This window comes from Methyloferula stellata AR4 (genome assembly GCF_000385335.1).
GTDB classification, from domain to species: domain Bacteria; phylum Pseudomonadota; class Alphaproteobacteria; order Rhizobiales; family Beijerinckiaceae; genus Methyloferula; species Methyloferula stellata.
On sequence record NZ_ARWA01000001.1, the window covers coordinates 274,932 to 292,088 of the forward strand.

Genomic DNA, 17,157 nt, shown 5'->3' on the forward strand with positions numbered 1-17,157 from the left:
TTTACTGCAGCCATATCAGCCAGGTTGCAAAAGCGAAGGCGGTCGCAAGCGCGAGATAGACGATGACTGGCGCCGGCAGAGTTTCACTGAGGCCGCTCGCGACGAGAAGCTGGCGAACGACAATGGTCGCCGCCAAACCTATGAGCGCGCAAATCATCCAGGAGGGAAAGTAGGAGCCGAGAATGCTCTGCGAAGGAGCTGAATTGCAACCTGTCAAGGCGGTCACCGAACCGACGGCACCGCCGCGCGCCAGGCCAGACAGCCGGCGCTTTCTTTCAGCCCCTTTACCCAACAAAGCCCTTCTCCCCCCGGTAAGGCCTACCGCAGCCAAAATAATCCGGCTTCCACGAAAGAAGAAGGAGAAGTTTTTGTCCCAGCCGACAGAAGATGGAAAGCTGTCTAAAACCCTCGAAATCCGTAAAAACTTTTGTAATCGCTAGCGGTATCAAGGCGAGTCCGTAAGGCTCGTGTCTAGCGTTACAGAGATTTCACGCTCGGCTCGCGGCTCAGCCGGCATCCATCGAGAAACTGCGCGACGGCGCCCTTCACGATCTTTTTAACTTCGGTCTTTGTCGGCGGCTGCCGCAAGCCGATCAGACATTGCATACGCACCGTGCCCGACAGCATCTCGATGAATCGGTCGGCCGCGCTGTTGGCCTCGGTCAACCGCAACGTTTTGCGGGCGATCTGGGTTTCGAAAAACGCCGTCAAAAAACTCCGGCTACGGCCGGGACCGAGACTCCAGAACCTTTGCGCGAGCTCGGGCATGCGCGGCGCTTCCGAGATGACCATTCGATTAAGGCTCAGACAGTCCGGCGACGTGACGATCGTCAAATAACGGGTCCCGATTTCCTCAAGCGCTTCGTCCGGCGAACGCGCGGCAAGAACATCGAGCGCCATGCCGCGATAAATCGTCTCGCAATTATCGCTGACGATCGCCTCGAACAGACCCTGCTTGCCGCCGAACAAGGCGTAAAGCGTCTGCCGCGAACCGCCGGACTTGGCGATCACATCGTCGAGAGTGGCGTCGGCAAAGCCCTTTTCGTGAAAGACCGCGCGTCCGGCTTCCAGAAAAGCGTCGCGGCGCGCCACCAGACGTTTGCTCGTGGGCGAAATGGCGCAGTCAGAACTTTGTGCGGCTTGCTTCATTCACTAACTCGTGAGAGCTATCGACGGCCCTTGATATGTACTGTACCATACAATACGTCAAGTACGTGAAACAGGCCGCCGCGCCGCTGGGAAATCCTCTCTTCCGGCGGTTTTTGACGTGCCCGACGATTTTCAAGGCACGCTTTCGACCGGGTGGAACGAGCCGGCGTGAACGCGGCTTCTGGAGCGACCCATGGGTATTGTTGCCTTCGCGCTTCGCTTTAAGCACACCTTCTACGTGCTGGCGGTGATGATGCTCTTCCTCGGCGGCAGTGCGATTCTGACCACGCCGAAGGATATTTTCCCGAATATCGACATCCCGGTCGTGAGCGTCATTTGGCAATATACAGGCCTGACGCCGGAGGAGATGGAAGCGCGCGTCACCACCTACAGCGAATATTCGATCTCATCGAACGTCAACAACATCAAGAATATGGAGAGCCAGACGCTCTCCGGCATCGCGGTGCAGAAGATTTACTTCCAACCCGGCGTCAACGTCGATCTCGCCATTTCGCAGATCGTCTCGGCGACCAATTCGATCCGCGCTTTGATGCCGACGGGCATTCAGCCGCCGGTGATCGTTCAGTTCAACGCCTCATCCGTCCCGGTGCTGCAGTTGAGCCTGTCGTCCGATCAGTTGAACGAGCAGCAGCTTTACGATTACGGCATTTATCAAATCCGCCAGGCCCTGGCGCCGATCCCGGGCATCACACTACCGACGCCCTATGGCGGCAAATATCGCCAGATCATGGTCGATCTCGATCCGGACGCGCTCAACGCCCGCGGAATCGCGCCAATCGACGTCGTCAATGCGGTCAACGCCCAGAGCCTGACGTTGCCGTCGGGCGATGTTAAGCTCGGCGACAAGCAATTTATCGTCAAAGTCAATGCGACGGCACCGTCCATCGATGCGTTGAACAAGCTGCCGATCAAGCAGGTCGGCGGCACGACGGTCTATCTTTCCGATGTAGCGCATGTCCGCGACGGCTGGGCCGTCCAGCAGAATATCGTGCGCGCCGAAGGCAAGCGCTCGGTTCTTTTGACCATCATCAAGAACGGCAATGCCTCGACGCTCGATGTCGTCAACCGGGTGAAGGCGGCACTCCCCGACATTCAACGCGCCGCGCCGCCCGGCATGGACATCAAGCTCCTGTTCGACCAGTCGGTCTTCGTGCAGAACGCGATCACGAGCGTCTTGCACGAGGGCGCGATCGCGGCCGGCCTCACGGCTCTGATGATCCTGATCTTCCTCGGCTCATGGCGCTCGACCCTCGTCGTCATGGTGTCGATCCCGCTGTCGATCCTGACCTCGCTCGCCGTGCTTTCGGCGCTCGGCCAGACGATCAATACGATGACGCTCGGCGGGCTCGCGCTCGCGGTCGGCATTCTCGTCGACGATTCGACGGTTACGATCGAGAACACGCACCGGCTTCTGGAAGAAGGCGAGCCCTTCGACAAGGCGATCCTCGAAGGCGCGGCGGGCATCGCGGTTCCGACCTTGATTTCGACGCTCGCGATCTGTTGCGTCTTCGTCTCAGTCTTCTTTCTGCAAGGGGCGGCGCGCTATCTCTTCACGCCGCTTGCGATGGCCGTCGTCTTCGCCATGCTCGCCTCCTATACGATTTCGCGGACATTGACGCCGATCATGATCGGTCTCTTGATCCGCAAGGAGCACGAACGGCAGCACAGCGGCGCGAAGCCGAATTGGCTTGAGCGTTTCCATGCGGGCTTCAACACAAGGTTCGACCGCTTCCGCGATTTTTATGGATGGCTGCTCACCGGCATCCTGCGGCGGCGCATCATCACGCCGCTCGTCGCTCTCGCCATCGTCGCGCAGGCCGTCGTTCTCTCTTATCATATCGGCTCCGACTTCTTTCCGAATGTCGACGCTGGCCTGATCCAATTGCATGTGCGTGCTCCGGCGCGCACGCGGATCGAACGGACAGAACAGATCTTCCAAGAGGTCGAGGACAAGATTCGCACCATCGTCGATCCGAAGGACCTAAAGCTCGTCCTCGACAACATAGGCCTGCCGCAGCGCAGCTATAATCTCGCTTTCACCGACGGTTCGGCGATCGGTGTCAACGACGGCACGATTCAGATCGAACTCGCCGAAGACCATCAGCCGACGGCCGAAATCATCAAGCGGCTGCGGACGGAATTGCCTTCCGCTTTCCCGGATGTGCTCTTCTATTTCCAGCCCGCCGATCTCGTGACGCAGGTCTTGAACTTCGGCGTGCCGACGCAGATCGACGTGCAGTTCCAGGGCCGCGACCGCGCCGGCAACCAGGCGCTTGCCAAGGAATTGCAGCAGAAAATGGCTGACGTTCCCGGCCTCGTCGACGTGCACGTTCAGCAGGAACTCGACGCACCGTCTTTATTGTACACAATCGACCGCACGCGCGCCCAGCAGCTCGGGCTGAACATGCAACAGGTCGCAAACAATCTGAACATCAGCCTATCGTCGTCAGAGCAGGTCTCACCGAATTTCTGGACCGATCCGAAAAACGGCATTCCCTATTATTTTGCCGTGCAGACACCGGAATATCGCATCTCGAACAGGAACCAGCTCGACAATACGCCGCTCGCCGCGGGCGTCGATCCGAATGGCACACCGATTCCGACTTTGCTCGGAAATGTCGCCTCCGTGAAACGCACCCCTGTGCAATCGGTCTATAATCATTCGAACATTCAAGCCGTCTACGACATTTACGGCAGTGTGCAGAACATCGATCTCGGCACCGCGAGCAAGGCTATTCAGAAGCTCGTCGACGAGACCCAGCAGAAGCTGAAGCCGGGCAACACGATCCATGTGCGCGGTCAGATCGACAGCATGAACTCGGCCTTCTCGAACCTGACGATCGGTCTCCTCTTCGCCGCCGTCTTCGTCTACATGTTGATGGTCGTCAATTATCAGAGCTTCCTCGATCCGCTCGCCGTGATCCTGGCACTGCCTGGCGCCGGCGCCGGCATCATGCTCATGCTCTTCGTCACCGGCACGACGATCAGCGTCCCGTCTCTGATGGGCTCGATCATGTCGATCGGCGTCGCCTCGGCGAATTCGATCCTGCTCGTCACTTTCGCGCGCGAGCAGCGTGAAGCGGGCATGAGCGCTTTCGAGGCCGCGCTTTCGGCCGGCACGACCCGTCTGCGCCCTGTGCTCATGACGGCGGCTGCGATGATCGTCGGCATGATTCCGATGGCGATCGGCGGCCCCGGCGAAGAACAAAACGCCGTGCTCGCCCGTGCCGTTATCGGCGGCGTGGCGATCGGCACCATGACCACGCTTTTATTCGTGCCCTTCCTTTATTCCATCATCGGCCGTTTCGAGAAGACAAAAACGCACGCGCCAGCGGAAGGGGAATTGGCCCATCAGGGATCAATGTCATGAACAAGATGCCCGCGGAACAAGCGTTTTTCGATGAAAAAGCGCAGGAGAAGAAGCAGCCGGAGAAGCCGGCAAATGAGCGCGGCCGGCGGCGGATTGCAACGCTGCTCGGCATCGGCGTCGTTGTCATCGTCGCGGGGCTCGTCGCCTTCGGCGCCAAAAGCCAGTCCGACCGTCATGCCGACGCGGTTGCAGTGCTCGAAGCGCGAAAGAATACGGTGCCGGCCGTACGCGCCATGACCGTCAAGGAAATTGCCGGGCCGCGCACGATCGAGCTGCCCGGAAACATGGCGGCCTTCGACCAGGCGACGCTTTTCGCCCGCGCGACCGGCTATATCGCACAGCGCAATGTCGATATCGGCAGCAAGGTGAAAAAGGGCGACATTCTCGCCGTCATCGCCGCGCCCGATCTCGACGCGCAGCTCGCCCAGGCCAGAGGCCAGCTCGAGCAATTCAAGGCCGCCGTTCTGCAGGCGCAGGCCAATGCGGACCTCGGGAAGGTTACCGATCAACGCACGTCGCGGCTCGTCCAGCAAGGCTGGTCCAGTGCCCAGCAGGGCGATCAGGACCGTTTGACCGCGGCCTCAAGCAGCGCGGCCCTGGCCGTGGCGCGCGCGAATGTCGTGGCTCAGGAAGCGGCCGTGAACCGGCTGGTCCAACTCACCGGCTTCGAGCAGGTCACGGCGCCCTTTGACGGCGTCATTACGAGCCGCTTGATTGATGTCGGCAGCCTCGTCACCGCCGATGCCGCGAGCGGCACGTCTCTATTCTCGATCCAACGCACGGATGTGCTGCGCGTCCAGGTCTGGGTGCCGCAAGCGGCCTATTTCGGTATTAAGGACGGCGATCATGCGGTCGTCACCGTGCCGGAGCTGCCTGGACGCACATTCGACGGCGTCGTGGCGCGCAATGCCCGCTCGCTCGGGCCGGGCACCCGCACGCTTCTCGCAGAAGTCGACGTCGATAATAAGAACGGCGAACTGACCGCCGGCCTCTATGGCATCCTGCATCTGCAGGTGCAGAGGCAAACCCCGACGATCAGCATCCCGTCCCAGGCGGTGATTTTCAACAAGGACGGGCTCTCGGCCGCCGTCGTCGACGATCAGGGCAAAGTGCAGCTTCGCAAGCTCGACGTGGAATATGACAATGGCGCCGACGTCGAGGTGCGCGATGGCCTAAAACCGGGAGACAAGGTGATCTTGAGCCCGCCAGCGACCGTCAGCGACGGCATGCAGGTTAAGATCCAGGAGCCGCCGCCGAAAACCGAAGCGAAGCCCGGCTAATAAACAAAAAAACGGCCCGTTCATCGGGCCGTTTTTTTGTTTATTGCAAAGCGTTCGGTTTCAGCCTTGCTGCTGCTGGCGCGCCGCCGCGGCAGCCTCTTCCCTGGCAGCCAGTTCCTCCGCTGCCTTGTTGCGCTCGTCGGGATAGGCGGCATTGGCCATGATACCGCAAATGCGAGCCATCACGGCAATCCAAGCCTGCGCGACAAGGTCGTTGAAGTCTTCGTCGCCGAGCTGCTCCTTGAGCGTGTAAAGAAGGGCGGCGACGAAGGGCTGGTAATGCTCGATCTTGACGCCGACCTTCATGTGGTCGCAACCGGCATATTGCATGCTGTTCAGCGTATCGTGCAGACGATTCATGCTGCGCAGATAGATCGAGAGCTGATTCATGAATTTCTGCTTGGTCTCTTCAATATCGTTTTTGAAGAGTTCCCGCGCTTCGGGGCATTTCTCGAAAAACCGCTCATAGAACGGGTCGGCGAATTTCTTGTTCGCCTCGTGCAGGATCTTTGCGTAACGCTGCAAGATCATCTCGGACGTGCCTTCCGGACGCTGAGGGATGATCCTGGCGAATGTCCGTTTGACGATTTCAACCTGCTCGTTTGTCATCTTCCCACATTCTCCTGTCGCGCGGACGCTGAGCGTCGTGCAACTTTGATGCCTGACTGGCCGAAGAGCCTCCCGGCGCGCAGCTTTGCTTCTGTGGCGAGCCGGGCATGACCTCGGAAGGAAATCGCTTCGGGATTAACATCAGGGCGAATTTCAAGTCAATTACGCTGTTTCCAGGGCGTTTTCGGTCTCCAAAACCCGCGCTGCGCCCGATATTTCGTAAAAAGCGCCTGCAGATGGCAGATGCCAGGCGCTCAGGTGTTGATCCTTTTGCTCAAATAGGCCATATGCATGCCTCGCGTCCGGCCGCTGCGCCCGATGACTTTGAAAATATCTCTCTGGATTGGTTCGATGAAAGTCCGCAATTCCCTGAAATCCCTGCGCGGTCGCCATCGCGACAACCAGCTCGTGCGCCGCAAGGGCCGCGTCTATATCATCAATAAGACGCAGAAGCGCTACAAGGCGCGTCAGGGCTAAGACCAAGCCGCGCCCTGTAGGCGCGAACGCTTCAAAGCTTTGTCATCACAGAGCTGCGCGGAGCCAAGGATCGGCTTTGACGCTGAATGCCGCCTGCCGTATTTTAACGGCATGATTTTGCGCGCCGCTCTTTCACTCATTTTCGCCTTATCGACCGCTGCTGGCGGACTCTCAGTCTGGCCCTCCGCCGCGGGCGCTTTCGAAAGCGCAGCTGAGCGGAACATGCCCGGCGCACCAGGCTCCGGCGACTATATGCAAGTCCCCGGCTTTCCACCCATGAGAATGCCGCCGGGCGTGCGGACTTTTGGACCGAACGGACCGCTATCGCCGGAGCTCGGCGGTGGTCTCGATCACGTCGACCGGCCGGACGACCGGCGGCTGCGCCCCGACCCGCCCGAAAAAAAGCTGACCGAAGCCGAAAAGGCGGAAGCTTTGCGCAAGGCCTTGGCGCCGAAGCCCACAACCACCGTGCTCCGCCAGCAGAGCCTGGACATCTTGTTCAAACGGCTCGCCAATGCCGAAGACGATGAAACGGCGAAAGGCATCGCTGGTGCGATCGAGCGGATTTGGGGCCATTCCGATTCGGATACGGCCAATCTTCTTATGGAGCGCGGCTCCGCCTCGCTACTCGCAGGCCATTATCCTTTGGCGCTGTCCATCTTCGACAAACTTGTCGTGCTGAAGCCGCAATGGGCGGAGGCTTGGAACAAGCGCGCGACCACACGTTTCAGAGCCGATGATATCGATGGTGCCATGGCGGATATCGATCAGGCCCTAAAACTCGAACCCCGCCATTATGGCGCCTTGGCCGGCATGGGGCTCATTTTGCAGAAAGCCAATCTCAACAAGCAGGCGCTCGATGTGTTCCGCAAGGCGCTTGCGCTCAACCCCAAACAGCCCGAGTTGCGCGAGCTCGTCGAGAAGCTGACGCTTGAAGTCGAAGGCCGCGATATTTAGAGCATGATTGCAAAAAGCTGCGGGCTTTTTCGATAAGGATCACGCGTCAAATAATGCGGCTCAGACGCTAGATCATGTCGCTTTCCACCAATGGCAGCTCAAGCTGCATCAAGATCGTATCGAGCCAGCGCTCGTGCTTATGGCCGACGGCGCGTAAGAGTCCGGCCCGTGCAAAGCCCAATTTTTCGTGCAGCCGGATCGATCCGGCGTTTTCGGAATCCCCGATGATGGCGATCATTTGCCGGAAACCGCGCTCCGCCGCCACATCGATGAGCGCCGCAAGCAGCTTCTGCCCAATGCCGCGGTCATGAAAGCCGTCGCGCACATAGACTGAATTTTCGATCGTTTTCGCATAGGCCTCGCGCGGCCGGTAGCTATTGGCATAGGCATATCCGACGACCTTCCGGTCGCTCTCGGCGATGAGATAAGGATAGTTCGAGGCGAGCATGACGCGGCGGCGGATCTTCATCTCGGCTTCGCCCGGAGGCTCTATCTCGAAGGTGCCGGTGCCGTTTAGGACGGCGTGCCTGTAAATGGCCGTTACGGCCGGTATGTCTTCCTCGACGCAGTCACGGATCACGACGCCTTGCAAAAATTCCGTATCCGACACGCATTCCTCCCACACCCCGGCAGCAAAAGGATCGAACGTGCCTTTTGCCGAGACCAACCGGATGGGTGGAACTGTCTTACAGAGTTTTGCTCAAGCTTTGCGATAGGAATCTTCGAATTTCGATTTAATTTTTCATCGCCCTCACGAGCTGGTCGACGTTATAGCGAAACATCTGCGCGTAGGTATTCGCCGGGCCATCGGGCGGAGACAGGGCTTCGACGTAGAGTTCACCGCCCGGTACCGCACCCGTTGCTTTCGCAATCTGCTGAACGAGACGCGGATCGTTCGAATTTTCAAAAAAATACGCGTGCACATGTTCCGCCTTGATCTGTTTGATGAGCTTTGCGACGGTGGCGGCGGAGGCTTCCGTTTCGGTCGACAGACCGACCGGCGAGAGAAACATCACGCCATAGTCGCGGCTGAAATAGCCGAAGGCATCATGCGTCGTGATCACTTTGCGTTTGGCCAGCGGAATCGCATCGATTTCCTGATGCGCATAGGCATCGAGTGCCTCTAGATCCTTGATGTATTTTTCGCCCGAGGTCTTGAAATCCTGCGCGTCTTCGGGATCTGCCGCGGATAAGGCCTCGATGATATTGCGGACATAGATGATGCCATTGGCCGCACTGTTCCAGGCGTGCGGATCTACGATGGACTGGCCGTTCTCTTCCATCTTCAACACGGACATACCATTCGCGGTGAAGACCGGCTTGCCCTTGTAGCCGGAAGCGCTGATGAGGCGATCCATCCAGCCCTCGAGACCCATGCCGTTCACGAAAACAATATCCGCGTCGCGCAGCCGCTTCGCGTCGTCGGGAGACGGCTCATAGGCATGCGGGTCGCCGTTCCAGTGGACGAGACTCACCACGTCGACATGGTCGCCGCCGACCTGACGGATCATATCGGCAATGATCGTGAAACTGGCGACGATATGCATCATCTTCGCCGCCGCTGGCACCGCCGCTGCCGGCATGGCGAGCGTAAACATCAAAAGCCCAAGCGCGATCCGTCTCATGCGAAGCCCTTTGCTGTTATAACGTTGCCGCATTCAGCGACGTTTCCGCGAACAATAGCTCTCTGTCAGTGCGCCAAATGCGGCGGCGACGGCAAGAGCCGCCGCAACGCTCCGGACGGGCTGAATAAAAGCGAAAGACCGTAAAACAGGCTCGCCGTCAGCACGATCGACGGACCCGAGGCAAAACCGAAATGAAAGGAAACGATCAGGCCGATGTAACCGGAAATCGCGGCGATGCTCGTCGCGACGATCACGAGCATGGACAGGCTGCGCGCCCAGAGCTGCGCGACGGCGGCGGGCAGCATCATGAGGCCGACGGCCATCAAAGTGCCGAGCGCCTGGAAGCCTGCGACGAGATTGAGCACGACCAGAAACAGGAAGAGCAGATGATAAAGATGCCCGCGTCCGCCGACGGCGCGCAGAAAGCCCGGATCGAAACATTCCGCGATCAAAGGCCTGTAGACCACGGCGAGCACGATCAAAGTGAAGGAAGTGATTCCGCCGACAAGATAAAGCGCCTCGGCATTGATCGCGAGGATGGTTCCGAAAAGCACATGCAGCAGATCGATGTTGGAGCCGTGCAATGAGATGATGAGAACGCCGGCCGCGAGCGAGGACAGATAAAAGCTCGCAAAGCTCGCATCTTCCCGCAGCGTGGTCGAACGGCTGACGAGACCCGAGAGAAGCGCGACGGCAAGGCCTGCGATCAGGCCGCCTAAACCCATGGCGGAGAGCGACAGACCGCCGGCCACCAGAAAGCCGATCGCGGCGCCTGGCAGCACGGCATGGCTCATCGCATCACCGACAAGGCTCATCCGGCGCAGCATCAAAAGGATGCCGATGGGCCCGGCGCCAAGTCCAAGCGCGACGCAGGCGATAAAGGCCCGGCGCATGAAACCGAAATCGGCGAAAGGCCCGATGAGGGCATCATAAAGGCTCATGCGACGATCTTATCCTCGGCGGCGCAGAGCGGCGAGGTCTCGTCCCAATGTTCGGCCATCGCACGCGCGCGCAGCAGATTTTCGCCAGACATGGCAACGTCGGTCTGGCCCCAGGCGATGACTTCGCGCGCGAGCAGCAGAGTCTGGGGAAAGTTCGCGCGAATCTGTTCGAAATCATGCAGCACCGCGATCACCGTGCGGTGATCTTCGTGCCAGCGATGGATCAATTCCAGAAGGTCCTGGCTGGTGCGCGAATCGATCGCCGTGAAAGGCTCGTCCAGAAGGATGATCTTTGCATCCTGCATCAAAAGCCGCGCGAAGAGGACGCGCTGGAATTGTCCGGCGGATAAAGTGCCGATGCGGCGACGTTCGAATCCTTCGAGCCCGACCGTCGCCAAAGCGCGGCGCGCCTTATCGGCCGTCTCAGCCGATACGGAGCGAAACGGGCCGGTTTCACGCCAGGCGCCGAGCAAAACTGTGTCGGCGACGCTCAAGGGAAAGGACCGGTCGATCTCGGCCGCTTGCGGCAGATAGCCGAAATCGCTGATCGCCAATCCGCCGCGGTCGATCGTTCCCGCGGCAAGTGGCAATTCGCCCATGAGCGCCTTCAGCAAAGTCGATTTGCCTGCCCCGTTCGGCCCGGCGATCGCCGTCAGGCTTCCCGGCGCGAAAGATCCTTGCAGATGATGCACGGCAGCATGCCGTTCATAGGCAATGGTGACATTGCTCAACCGGATGGTCGTGTCGCGCGGCGCGGTAGCGGTCATGGCAGAGATACCGCCCAAAAAATCGCGAGCCATAAACAGGCAATTATCCCGGCGACGACAGCAAGACGCGCCGCGGCCGATCGCGCCAGGAGCGAGCCTCTGAAAGGGTCATCGGCAAAGAAAGGCAAGATCCACCTGTGCATTGATCTGGTATTATTATGTTATAATATGTCAGTCAACCCATTACAGATCTTATGTCGCGAATGCGAAACTGACGCCCCTCACCGTGCCGGGACTGGCAACCAACTTTAAAATAAACGCAAAAGCGGCGGAAGTGCGAGTGATTTCTGGGGCATTATCTTCCTGGGTGAGGAAAAGACCAAGAAACTCTGTGACGTACCGGCAATTTCGCCTAATATCTTGACTAGCGTCACCGCGACCATTCCGGAATCGATGTCATGATATCCAAAGCCCGCGACGAGGTTCACCCCGGCAAGGCCTGGGTCAAAAAGGTGGAAGAGCTTTGCGCGCGCAAGAGTCTGCAATTCACGCCCTTGCGGCGGGAGGTCGTCTCCATTCTCGCCGAGCTCGGCAAGCCCGTCGGCGCCTATGAGATCATGGATCATCTCGCCAAACTCAAGGGCCGCACGATCGCGCCCCCCACCGTCTATCGGACGCTCGATTTCCTGGTCGAGAACGGCTTTGTCGTGAAGATCGAAAGCCGGCAAGCCTATATTGCCTGCGACGATCCCGGCCATGATCATCACGGCATCCTATTGATTTGCTCCGGCTGCGGCAGATCGACGGAAATCGACAATGTCGAAGTCGATAAAATCCTGATCGAGACCGCGTCGGCCTCGCATTTTCATCTGCAGCGCCAGGTGGTCGAGGTCGAAGGCCTTTGCCAATCCTGTTCCGAAGCGGCAGCGGCACAAGCCTGACGCTCCTGCAGCGACAAACCCGCTAACCCTAAGCCGCCTCCGCACGGCCGGTACAGGCTTCGACCTCAATCGTCACGTGACTAAGGTGCTCGAGGTCGGCAAGACGGCGCTTGTAGACCGAAGGCGGTTGCGGATCGTCGCTCACGATCGAGACAACGGCGGCGCGGTGGCCCGGTCCAACCTGCCAGAGATGCAAGTCGGTCACGCGGTCGCCAGCGCGCTCCAGCCTTTCGCGAATGGCGCGCTCGGCGTCCCTATCGGGCGCGACGTCCAACAGGACGGCTCCAGCCGTCTTCATGAGACTCACGGCCCAAGCCGCGATGACGACCGTGCCGATGAGACCCATCACGGGGTCGAGCCAAGTAAGCCCGAAGACCAAACCGCCAACCAGCGCGACGATGGCGAGCACCGAGGTCAAAGCGTCCGCGAGAACGTGAACATAGGCGGCTCGGATATTCGTATCGTGACCATGATGTTTATGAGCGTGACCATGGTCGTCGGCGTGGTCGTCATGATCATGGCGATGATGATCGTCATCATGCAGAAGCCAAACGCTGGCGACGTTCACACCCAAACCGAGAATGGCGATTGGGATCGCCTCGGAAAAACCGATGGCGACCGGATTAAACAGCCGGTGCACGCTCTCCGAGCCGATATAGAGTGCGATCATCGCAAGTATAATGGCGCTGGCGAAAGCGGCGAGTTCGCCAAGTTTGCCGGTGCCGAATGAAAAACGGCTATCGTGCGCGTGCGTCCGCGCGAAACGATAGGCCAGCGCCGCAATACCAAGCGCCAGCGCATGCGTCGACATATGCCAGCCGTCCGCGATCAACGCCATCGAGCCTAAAACCGTGCCGCCGACAATCTCGGCGACCATCATCGCAGCGGTGAGTGCCACGACCGCCAAAGTCCGGCGCTCGTTGTCATGGTGCTTTTCGCCCAAAAAGGCGTGCTCGTGAGTCCATGGCTCTAGGGAATGCGAGTGCATGCGGACAGCTCCAATTGGAGGCTGCTTCTAGCACGTCGCACTCCACAGAACATCCGCTTCGCGCTCAGGTCATTGCGAGGCCAAAGTTCGGCCCTCAAGACGCGACCAGCCGCTGATTCTTCGCTCGCTTACGCGCTCCAATCGGGACGGGTCCCCGGCTCCGACCCTGGGCTTGACTATATGTTATGTTATTACGTACTAATATAACATCACAGCTCTAGCCGAGGTCAGGTTGCGGAATGCGTTCTTCCTTTTGTTGTTTTCTGCTCGCCGGCAGCGCCTTGCCGGCGCTCCTATCCCTGCAATCGCCCGCTTTCGCGGAAGAGCGCCTTCCCCAGGTCGATGTGACGGCGGCCCCGCTTGCGCCGCTGACGCCCGACTCGGCGTCTTCGAATGGCAGCGGCGTCGGCGCGGTGCTCGCGCCAAGCCCGCAGGTTTTGGCCGAGACGATCAAGCTCGACGCGGCGCGGCGCGATATTTTCACTCAGGCGGGCGCCAATACGACCAGCATCGACGACAAGGCAATCGAGGCGATGCCGCAAGGCACCGACCAGTCCTTCGACAAGGTCCTTCTTCAACTACCGGGTGTCAGTCAGGATTCGGCGGCGAGCGGCGATCTCCACATCCGGAACGAACATGCCAATGTGCAATATCGCATCAACGGCATTCTCCTGCCCGACGGCGTTTCCGGCTTCGGACAGATTCTCGACACGAGTTTCGTCGGACGCTTGAGCTTGGTCGACGGCGTTCTGCCGGCCGAATTCGGATTGCACACGGCCGGCCTCATCGACATCGAAACCCGCAGCGGCACATATCAGCCAGGCGGGACGATCAGCATGTATGGCGGCAGCCACGATACATTGCTACCGAGCTTTTCTTACGGCGGCACGGTCGGCCCGACGCAATTTTACATGACCGGCCGCTTTCTCAACACCAATCTCGGCATTGAAAATCCGACGTCGAGCACAGAGGCCATTCACGACTTGAGCCGGCAAGGCCGCTTCTTCGGTTATGTCTCGACGCTTCTCGACGATTCGACGCGGCTCAGTTACCTCTCGGGCCTCTCGATCAGCGGCTATCAGATTCCGAATACGCCCGGACAGGCGCCGCAATTCACCGCTTTCGGCGTCAGCAATTTCGACTCGTCCCAGCTCAACGAGAACCAAGTCGAGCGGAATTTCTACAATGTACTCGCGATCCAAAGGACGGTCGGCAATATCGACGGGCAATTGGCCTTCTTCTCGCGCTACAGTACCTTGCATTTCGTACCGGACCCCATCGGCGATCTCGTCTTCAACGGCGTCGCCTCGGATGTGACGCGCGAGTCGCTACTCAACGGCTTCCAGGGCGATATGGCCTATCATTTTGGCCTGCACACGATGCGCGCCGGCTTTCAGGTCAGCGCCGAAAAGACCAGGGCCATCGATTCCAATACTGTGTTGCCGCTCGACGACATGGGAAATCCGGTCGATGCGCCGTTCAACATTCCGGGTTCGAGCAGCAAGCTTGGGTGGATCGGATCCGTCTACGCGCAGGACGAATGGAAGATCACGCCGCAAGTCTCAGTCAATGGCGGCGTCCGCTTCGATCAGATCGATCAATATACGGATGCCAATCAGGTGAGCCCGCGCATCAGTTTCACCTATACGCCCTTCGAAGGTACGGTCTTTCACGCAGGCTATGCGCGCTATTTCACGCCGCCGGAACAGGCGCTCGCAGCGCCCGTCAATATCGCGGCCTTCAACAATACGACGCTGCAACCGAGCGTGATGCAGAACGATCCGGTCAAGCCTGAGCGCGCCGATTATGTCGATCTAGGCGTGACGCAAAAAATTCCCTTCGTTCCCGGATTGGAGGCCGGCGTCGATACTTATTACAAGCGCGCCCGCAATCTTCTGGACGATGGGCAATTCGGTCAGGCGCTGGTGCTGACGGCCTTCAATTACGACCGCGCCTATAATACCGGCGTCGAATTCAAGGCGAATTACGTCAACGAGAATTTCCGCGCCTATGCCAATCTCGCCTGGGCGAAGCAGCGCGCGACCGACCCCTCCTCCAATCAATATCTCTTCGACGCCGATGAACTCGCCTATGCGCAGACCCATTACGTCTACACGGATCACGCGCAGACATGGACGGGCTCGGCCGGTGCTTCATACCTGCTTTACGGGACACGCATCAGCGCCGATCTCACCTATGGCAGCGGCTTGCGCAGCGGTTTCGCCAATACCGGCGCGGTGTCGCCCTATGCGCAGGTCAATCTCGGCATCTCGCATGAATTTCCGAAAGACCAGCTCTCGCCCTTGGGGCCTCTGACTGTCCGCTTCGACGTGGTCAATCTTCTGGATCATATTTATGAAATCCGCGACGGCTCGGGCATTGGCGTCTTCGCGCCGCAATTTGGCCCGCGCCGGGGCTTTTTCGCCGGGCTCTCGCAGAAATTTTGAGTTTTCGGCGCCTTTTCTGGTCCGCAACTTGCCTGTAAAGGTCAACTTTTATTGGGAAAGGGACCTCAATGGGGTTTAAATATCTCTGCCCAACGGATGCCGTGAGCGAAGGCGGCATGGGCATTTTTCAAGCCGGTCAAACCAGCGTTGTTCTGCTTTGGCCGACGGGCGGCGAGCTCAAGGCCTATCGCGGGAGCTGTCCACATAAGGATGTGCCTTTTGACGATAAGACGACCTTCGACGGTAAGACAATCGTCTGCGCCACCGACCAATGGGGCTTCAACGCCGGCACAGGCAAATGCGTGACAAGTATCACCGACCATAAGCTTGAACCCTTTGAGCTTCGGGTCCGGGGCGATCAAATCCAGGTCGATGTCGGTTGGGAGAGGCCGGCGGGCGGAAAAGCCTGAACGATCCTATCTTGCTAGGATCGGCGGTTAAAAAGGAGTAGTTGGCTTCGACCCTACTTTCTGCGTCCGCATTTGATCCTGGTCCCATGTTTGCGTTTAGCCCTTGGAGGAAGCCATGGCCGAGAAATCACTGGAAGAAAAAATCGACGAATTGTTCGGCATTTGCGCGGCGCTCACCGCTTTCGTCACCGAGCTGCCCAATGCAACCGCCGTCGAAATGCCGAAGATGAAGGCCGCGATCGCCGCCAATAAGGCTCTGACCGAGGCGCAAGCCAAATTCGCGGTCGATGCCGCGCGCGAGCTGAAACATGCCGCCGCCGAGAAGCATGAAGGCGGTCATTAATTGGCCTCCGATGAGCAGGCCTTAGGTCCGGGCAGCATCACCGCTGTCCGGCTTCTCTTTTCACGCGGCGACGGCACGTTTCTCGTCGAGCGCGAAGAGGGTTATTCGCTCTTCTCAGTCGAACGGTTTTGCTGGATGAACGCCGGTTCCATGTTCGAGGAGCTTGGCGAATTCGAAGGCGCCGAAGAGATGCAATCCTGGCCGACGCGCGAAGCCTTCGACGCTTGGATCGCGCTCGCCGAGAACCGGGCAACTTTGGCAGGCCACGTCGAGAACCTCATTATCGGCTATGTGGGACCTCACCGTCTGTCGGATAATGCAGGTGCCTAGGGTCAAGACCTAATCATTGCATAATGAGGACCGTCATTGCGAGCGAAGCGAAGCAATCCAGGAACAACCACTCAAGTGGTGGCATGGATTGCTTCGGAGCTTCGCTCCTCGCAATGACGATCCATCAATTGAGTCCTGACTCTAGATTACGGGAGCTTTGCCGATGACGATACTCATTGAAGAGAGCGAAGCCTCTCCCGAAGTCAAAGCCATTTACGAAGACATCAAAGCTGTCCGAAAAGTGGATTGGGTCAATAATTTCTGGAAGGCCATGGCGCGCCATCCGGCGACGTTGAAACGCATGTGGGACAATATCAAGCAGGTGATGGCGCCGGGCGCGATCGATCCGCTCACCAAGGAAATGATCTATATCGCAGTCAGCGTCACCAATAATTGTCGCTATTGTATCGCTTCGCATTCGGCTGCAGCAAGGGCCAAAGGCATGACCGACGCACAGTTCGCCGAATTGCTCGCGGTGATCGGGCTGGCCAATGAGACGAACCGCCTCGTGCATGGCTATGACGTTCCGGTCGATCCGCAATTCTTAAAGGATTAGCGCTTG

At 58.9% G+C, this 17,157-nt stretch carries 18 protein-coding genes; 10 read left to right on the forward strand and 8 right to left on the reverse strand.

The annotated features are described in order from the left end of the window. Position 1 precedes the first annotated feature (1 nt). Together A3OQ_RS0101395 and A3OQ_RS0101400 are read right to left on the reverse strand one after the other, a co-directional pair. Positions 2 to 292 carry a YtcA family lipoprotein gene (locus A3OQ_RS0101395; RefSeq protein WP_020173559.1) on the reverse strand — a complete coding sequence of 97 codons (291 nt, stop codon included), beginning with the start codon at positions 290 to 292 and terminating at the stop codon, positions 2 to 4. Positions 293 to 477: 185 nt separating this feature from the next. Next, positions 478 to 1,149 carry a TetR/AcrR family transcriptional regulator gene (locus tag A3OQ_RS0101400; RefSeq protein ID WP_020173560.1) on the reverse strand — a complete coding sequence of 224 codons (672 nt, stop codon included), beginning with the start codon at positions 1,147 to 1,149 and terminating at the stop codon, positions 478 to 480. Between the two features lie 193 nt (positions 1,150 to 1,342). Here A3OQ_RS0101400 and A3OQ_RS0101405 point away from each other — a divergent pair, with 193 nt between their 5' ends. Both A3OQ_RS0101405 and A3OQ_RS0101410 read left to right on the forward strand, forming a co-directional pair. Then, positions 1,343 to 4,540 (forward strand): efflux RND transporter permease subunit, encoded by a 3,198-nt coding sequence (locus A3OQ_RS0101405; RefSeq protein WP_020173561.1) that lies wholly within the window; start codon positions 1,343 to 1,345, stop codon positions 4,538 to 4,540. Next, positions 4,537 to 5,820 carry an efflux RND transporter periplasmic adaptor subunit gene (locus tag A3OQ_RS0101410; RefSeq protein ID WP_020173562.1) on the forward strand — a complete coding sequence of 428 codons (1,284 nt, stop codon included), beginning with the start codon at positions 4,537 to 4,539 and terminating at the stop codon, positions 5,818 to 5,820. Before A3OQ_RS0101405 ends, A3OQ_RS0101410 begins: the two co-directional genes overlap by 4 nt. 60 nt (positions 5,821 to 5,880) lie before the next feature. On the opposite strand, the gene A3OQ_RS0101415 is transcribed toward A3OQ_RS0101410, so the two are convergent. Continuing rightward, the gene (locus A3OQ_RS0101415) at positions 5,881 to 6,429 is read right to left on the reverse strand and encodes a globin domain-containing protein (RefSeq protein WP_020173563.1); all 549 of its coding nucleotides are present in this window, start codon (positions 6,427 to 6,429) and stop codon (positions 5,881 to 5,883) included. A gap of 351 nt (positions 6,430 to 6,780) precedes the next feature. Here A3OQ_RS0101415 and ykgO point away from each other — a divergent pair, with 351 nt between their 5' ends. Together ykgO and A3OQ_RS23320 are read left to right on the forward strand one after the other, a co-directional pair. Continuing rightward, positions 6,781 to 6,906 carry a type B 50S ribosomal protein L36 gene (gene ykgO, locus A3OQ_RS0101420; protein WP_012590802.1) on the forward strand — a complete coding sequence of 42 codons (126 nt, stop codon included), beginning with the start codon at positions 6,781 to 6,783 and terminating at the stop codon, positions 6,904 to 6,906. 222 nt (positions 6,907 to 7,128) lie between these two features. Then, a complete protein-coding gene (locus A3OQ_RS23320; protein WP_161607288.1) occupies positions 7,129 to 7,863 on the forward strand; it encodes a tetratricopeptide repeat protein in 735 nt (244 codons plus the stop codon). Between the two features lie 67 nt (positions 7,864 to 7,930). Here A3OQ_RS23320 and A3OQ_RS0101430 read toward each other — a convergent pair whose 3' ends face one another. The 4 genes from A3OQ_RS0101430 to A3OQ_RS0101445 all read right to left on the reverse strand — a co-directional run bounded on the left by A3OQ_RS0101430 (position 7,931) and on the right by A3OQ_RS0101445 (position 11,196). Continuing rightward, entirely contained in the window at positions 7,931 to 8,473 is a 543-nt protein-coding gene (locus tag A3OQ_RS0101430; protein ID WP_152428276.1) for a GNAT family N-acetyltransferase, read from the reverse strand. Positions 8,474 to 8,597: 124 nt separating this feature from the next. Beyond that, positions 8,598 to 9,488, reverse strand: a complete 891-nt coding sequence (locus tag A3OQ_RS0101435) for a metal ABC transporter substrate-binding protein (RefSeq protein WP_026595367.1) — start codon at positions 9,486 to 9,488, stop codon at positions 8,598 to 8,600. A 65-nt stretch (positions 9,489 to 9,553) separates the two neighbouring features. Continuing rightward, positions 9,554 to 10,429: a metal ABC transporter permease gene (locus A3OQ_RS0101440; RefSeq protein ID WP_020173567.1), complete on the reverse strand. Its 876-nt coding sequence runs from the start codon at positions 10,427 to 10,429 to the stop codon at positions 9,554 to 9,556. Continuing rightward, positions 10,426 to 11,196, reverse strand: a complete 771-nt coding sequence (locus tag A3OQ_RS0101445) for a metal ABC transporter ATP-binding protein (RefSeq protein WP_026595368.1) — start codon at positions 11,194 to 11,196, stop codon at positions 10,426 to 10,428. Before A3OQ_RS0101445 ends, A3OQ_RS0101440 begins: the two co-directional genes overlap by 4 nt. A gap of 398 nt (positions 11,197 to 11,594) precedes the next feature. Between A3OQ_RS0101445 and A3OQ_RS21090 the strand changes: the two genes are divergently transcribed. Further along, complete coding sequence (locus A3OQ_RS21090; protein WP_020173569.1) at positions 11,595 to 12,077, forward strand: Fur family transcriptional regulator; 483 nt, start codon at positions 11,595 to 11,597, stop codon at positions 12,075 to 12,077. A 28-nt stretch (positions 12,078 to 12,105) separates the two neighbouring features. Here A3OQ_RS21090 and dmeF read toward each other — a convergent pair whose 3' ends face one another. After that, the gene (gene dmeF, locus A3OQ_RS0101455; RefSeq protein WP_026595369.1) at positions 12,106 to 13,065 is read right to left on the reverse strand and encodes a CDF family Co(II)/Ni(II) efflux transporter DmeF; all 960 of its coding nucleotides are present in this window, start codon (positions 13,063 to 13,065) and stop codon (positions 12,106 to 12,108) included. Positions 13,066 to 13,304: 239 nt separating this feature from the next. Between dmeF and A3OQ_RS0101460 the strand changes: the two genes are divergently transcribed. The 5 genes from A3OQ_RS0101460 (at position 13,305) to A3OQ_RS0101480 (ending at position 17,151) form a co-directional block, all read left to right on the forward strand. After that, on the forward strand, positions 13,305 to 15,512 hold the full coding sequence (locus A3OQ_RS0101460; protein ID WP_020173571.1) for a TonB-dependent receptor: 2,208 nt from the start codon (positions 13,305 to 13,307) through the stop codon (positions 15,510 to 15,512). Positions 15,513 to 15,580: 68 nt separating this feature from the next. Beyond that, a complete protein-coding gene (locus A3OQ_RS0101465; RefSeq protein ID WP_020173572.1) occupies positions 15,581 to 15,922 on the forward strand; it encodes a Rieske 2Fe-2S domain-containing protein in 342 nt (113 codons plus the stop codon). A gap of 115 nt (positions 15,923 to 16,037) precedes the next feature. Then, complete coding sequence (locus A3OQ_RS0101470; protein ID WP_020173573.1) at positions 16,038 to 16,265, forward strand: hypothetical protein; 228 nt, start codon at positions 16,038 to 16,040, stop codon at positions 16,263 to 16,265. Then, positions 16,266 to 16,595 (forward strand): hypothetical protein, encoded by a 330-nt coding sequence (locus tag A3OQ_RS0101475; RefSeq protein WP_020173574.1) that lies wholly within the window; start codon positions 16,266 to 16,268, stop codon positions 16,593 to 16,595. Positions 16,596 to 16,758: 163 nt separating this feature from the next. Then, positions 16,759 to 17,151 carry a carboxymuconolactone decarboxylase family protein gene (locus tag A3OQ_RS0101480; protein WP_020173575.1) on the forward strand — a complete coding sequence of 131 codons (393 nt, stop codon included), beginning with the start codon at positions 16,759 to 16,761 and terminating at the stop codon, positions 17,149 to 17,151. The last annotated feature ends 6 nt before the right edge of the window (positions 17,152 to 17,157 follow it).

Coding starts and splice junctions, on each gene's coding strand:
- A3OQ_RS0101440 (WP_020173567.1), bottom strand. CDS start 10,429: ATGAGCCTTTATGATGCCCTCATCGGGCCTTTCGCCGATTTCGGTTTC.
- A3OQ_RS0101460 (WP_020173571.1), top strand. CDS start 13,305: ATGCGTTCTTCCTTTTGTTGTTTTCTGCTCGCCGGCAGCGCCTTGCCG.
- A3OQ_RS0101470 (WP_020173573.1), top strand. CDS start 16,038: ATGGCCGAGAAATCACTGGAAGAAAAAATCGACGAATTGTTCGGCATT.
- A3OQ_RS0101400 (WP_020173560.1), bottom strand. CDS start 1,149: ATGAAGCAAGCCGCACAAAGTTCTGACTGCGCCATTTCGCCCACGAGC.
- A3OQ_RS0101405 (WP_020173561.1), top strand. CDS start 1,343: ATGGGTATTGTTGCCTTCGCGCTTCGCTTTAAGCACACCTTCTACGTG.
- A3OQ_RS0101465 (WP_020173572.1), top strand. CDS start 15,581: ATGGGGTTTAAATATCTCTGCCCAACGGATGCCGTGAGCGAAGGCGGC.
- A3OQ_RS0101415 (WP_020173563.1), bottom strand. CDS start 6,429: ATGACAAACGAGCAGGTTGAAATCGTCAAACGGACATTCGCCAGGATC.
- dmeF (WP_026595369.1), bottom strand. CDS start 13,065: ATGCACTCGCATTCCCTAGAGCCATGGACTCACGAGCACGCCTTTTTG.
- A3OQ_RS0101445 (WP_026595368.1), bottom strand. CDS start 11,196: ATGACCGCTACCGCGCCGCGCGACACGACCATCCGGTTGAGCAATGTC.
- A3OQ_RS0101410 (WP_020173562.1), top strand. CDS start 4,537: ATGAACAAGATGCCCGCGGAACAAGCGTTTTTCGATGAAAAAGCGCAG.
- A3OQ_RS0101480 (WP_020173575.1), top strand. CDS start 16,759: ATGACGATACTCATTGAAGAGAGCGAAGCCTCTCCCGAAGTCAAAGCC.
- ykgO (WP_012590802.1), top strand. CDS start 6,781: ATGAAAGTCCGCAATTCCCTGAAATCCCTGCGCGGTCGCCATCGCGAC.
- A3OQ_RS0101435 (WP_026595367.1), bottom strand. CDS start 9,488: ATGAGACGGATCGCGCTTGGGCTTTTGATGTTTACGCTCGCCATGCCG.
- A3OQ_RS23320 (WP_161607288.1), top strand. CDS start 7,129: ATGCCCGGCGCACCAGGCTCCGGCGACTATATGCAAGTCCCCGGCTTT.
- A3OQ_RS21090 (WP_020173569.1), top strand. CDS start 11,595: ATGATATCCAAAGCCCGCGACGAGGTTCACCCCGGCAAGGCCTGGGTC.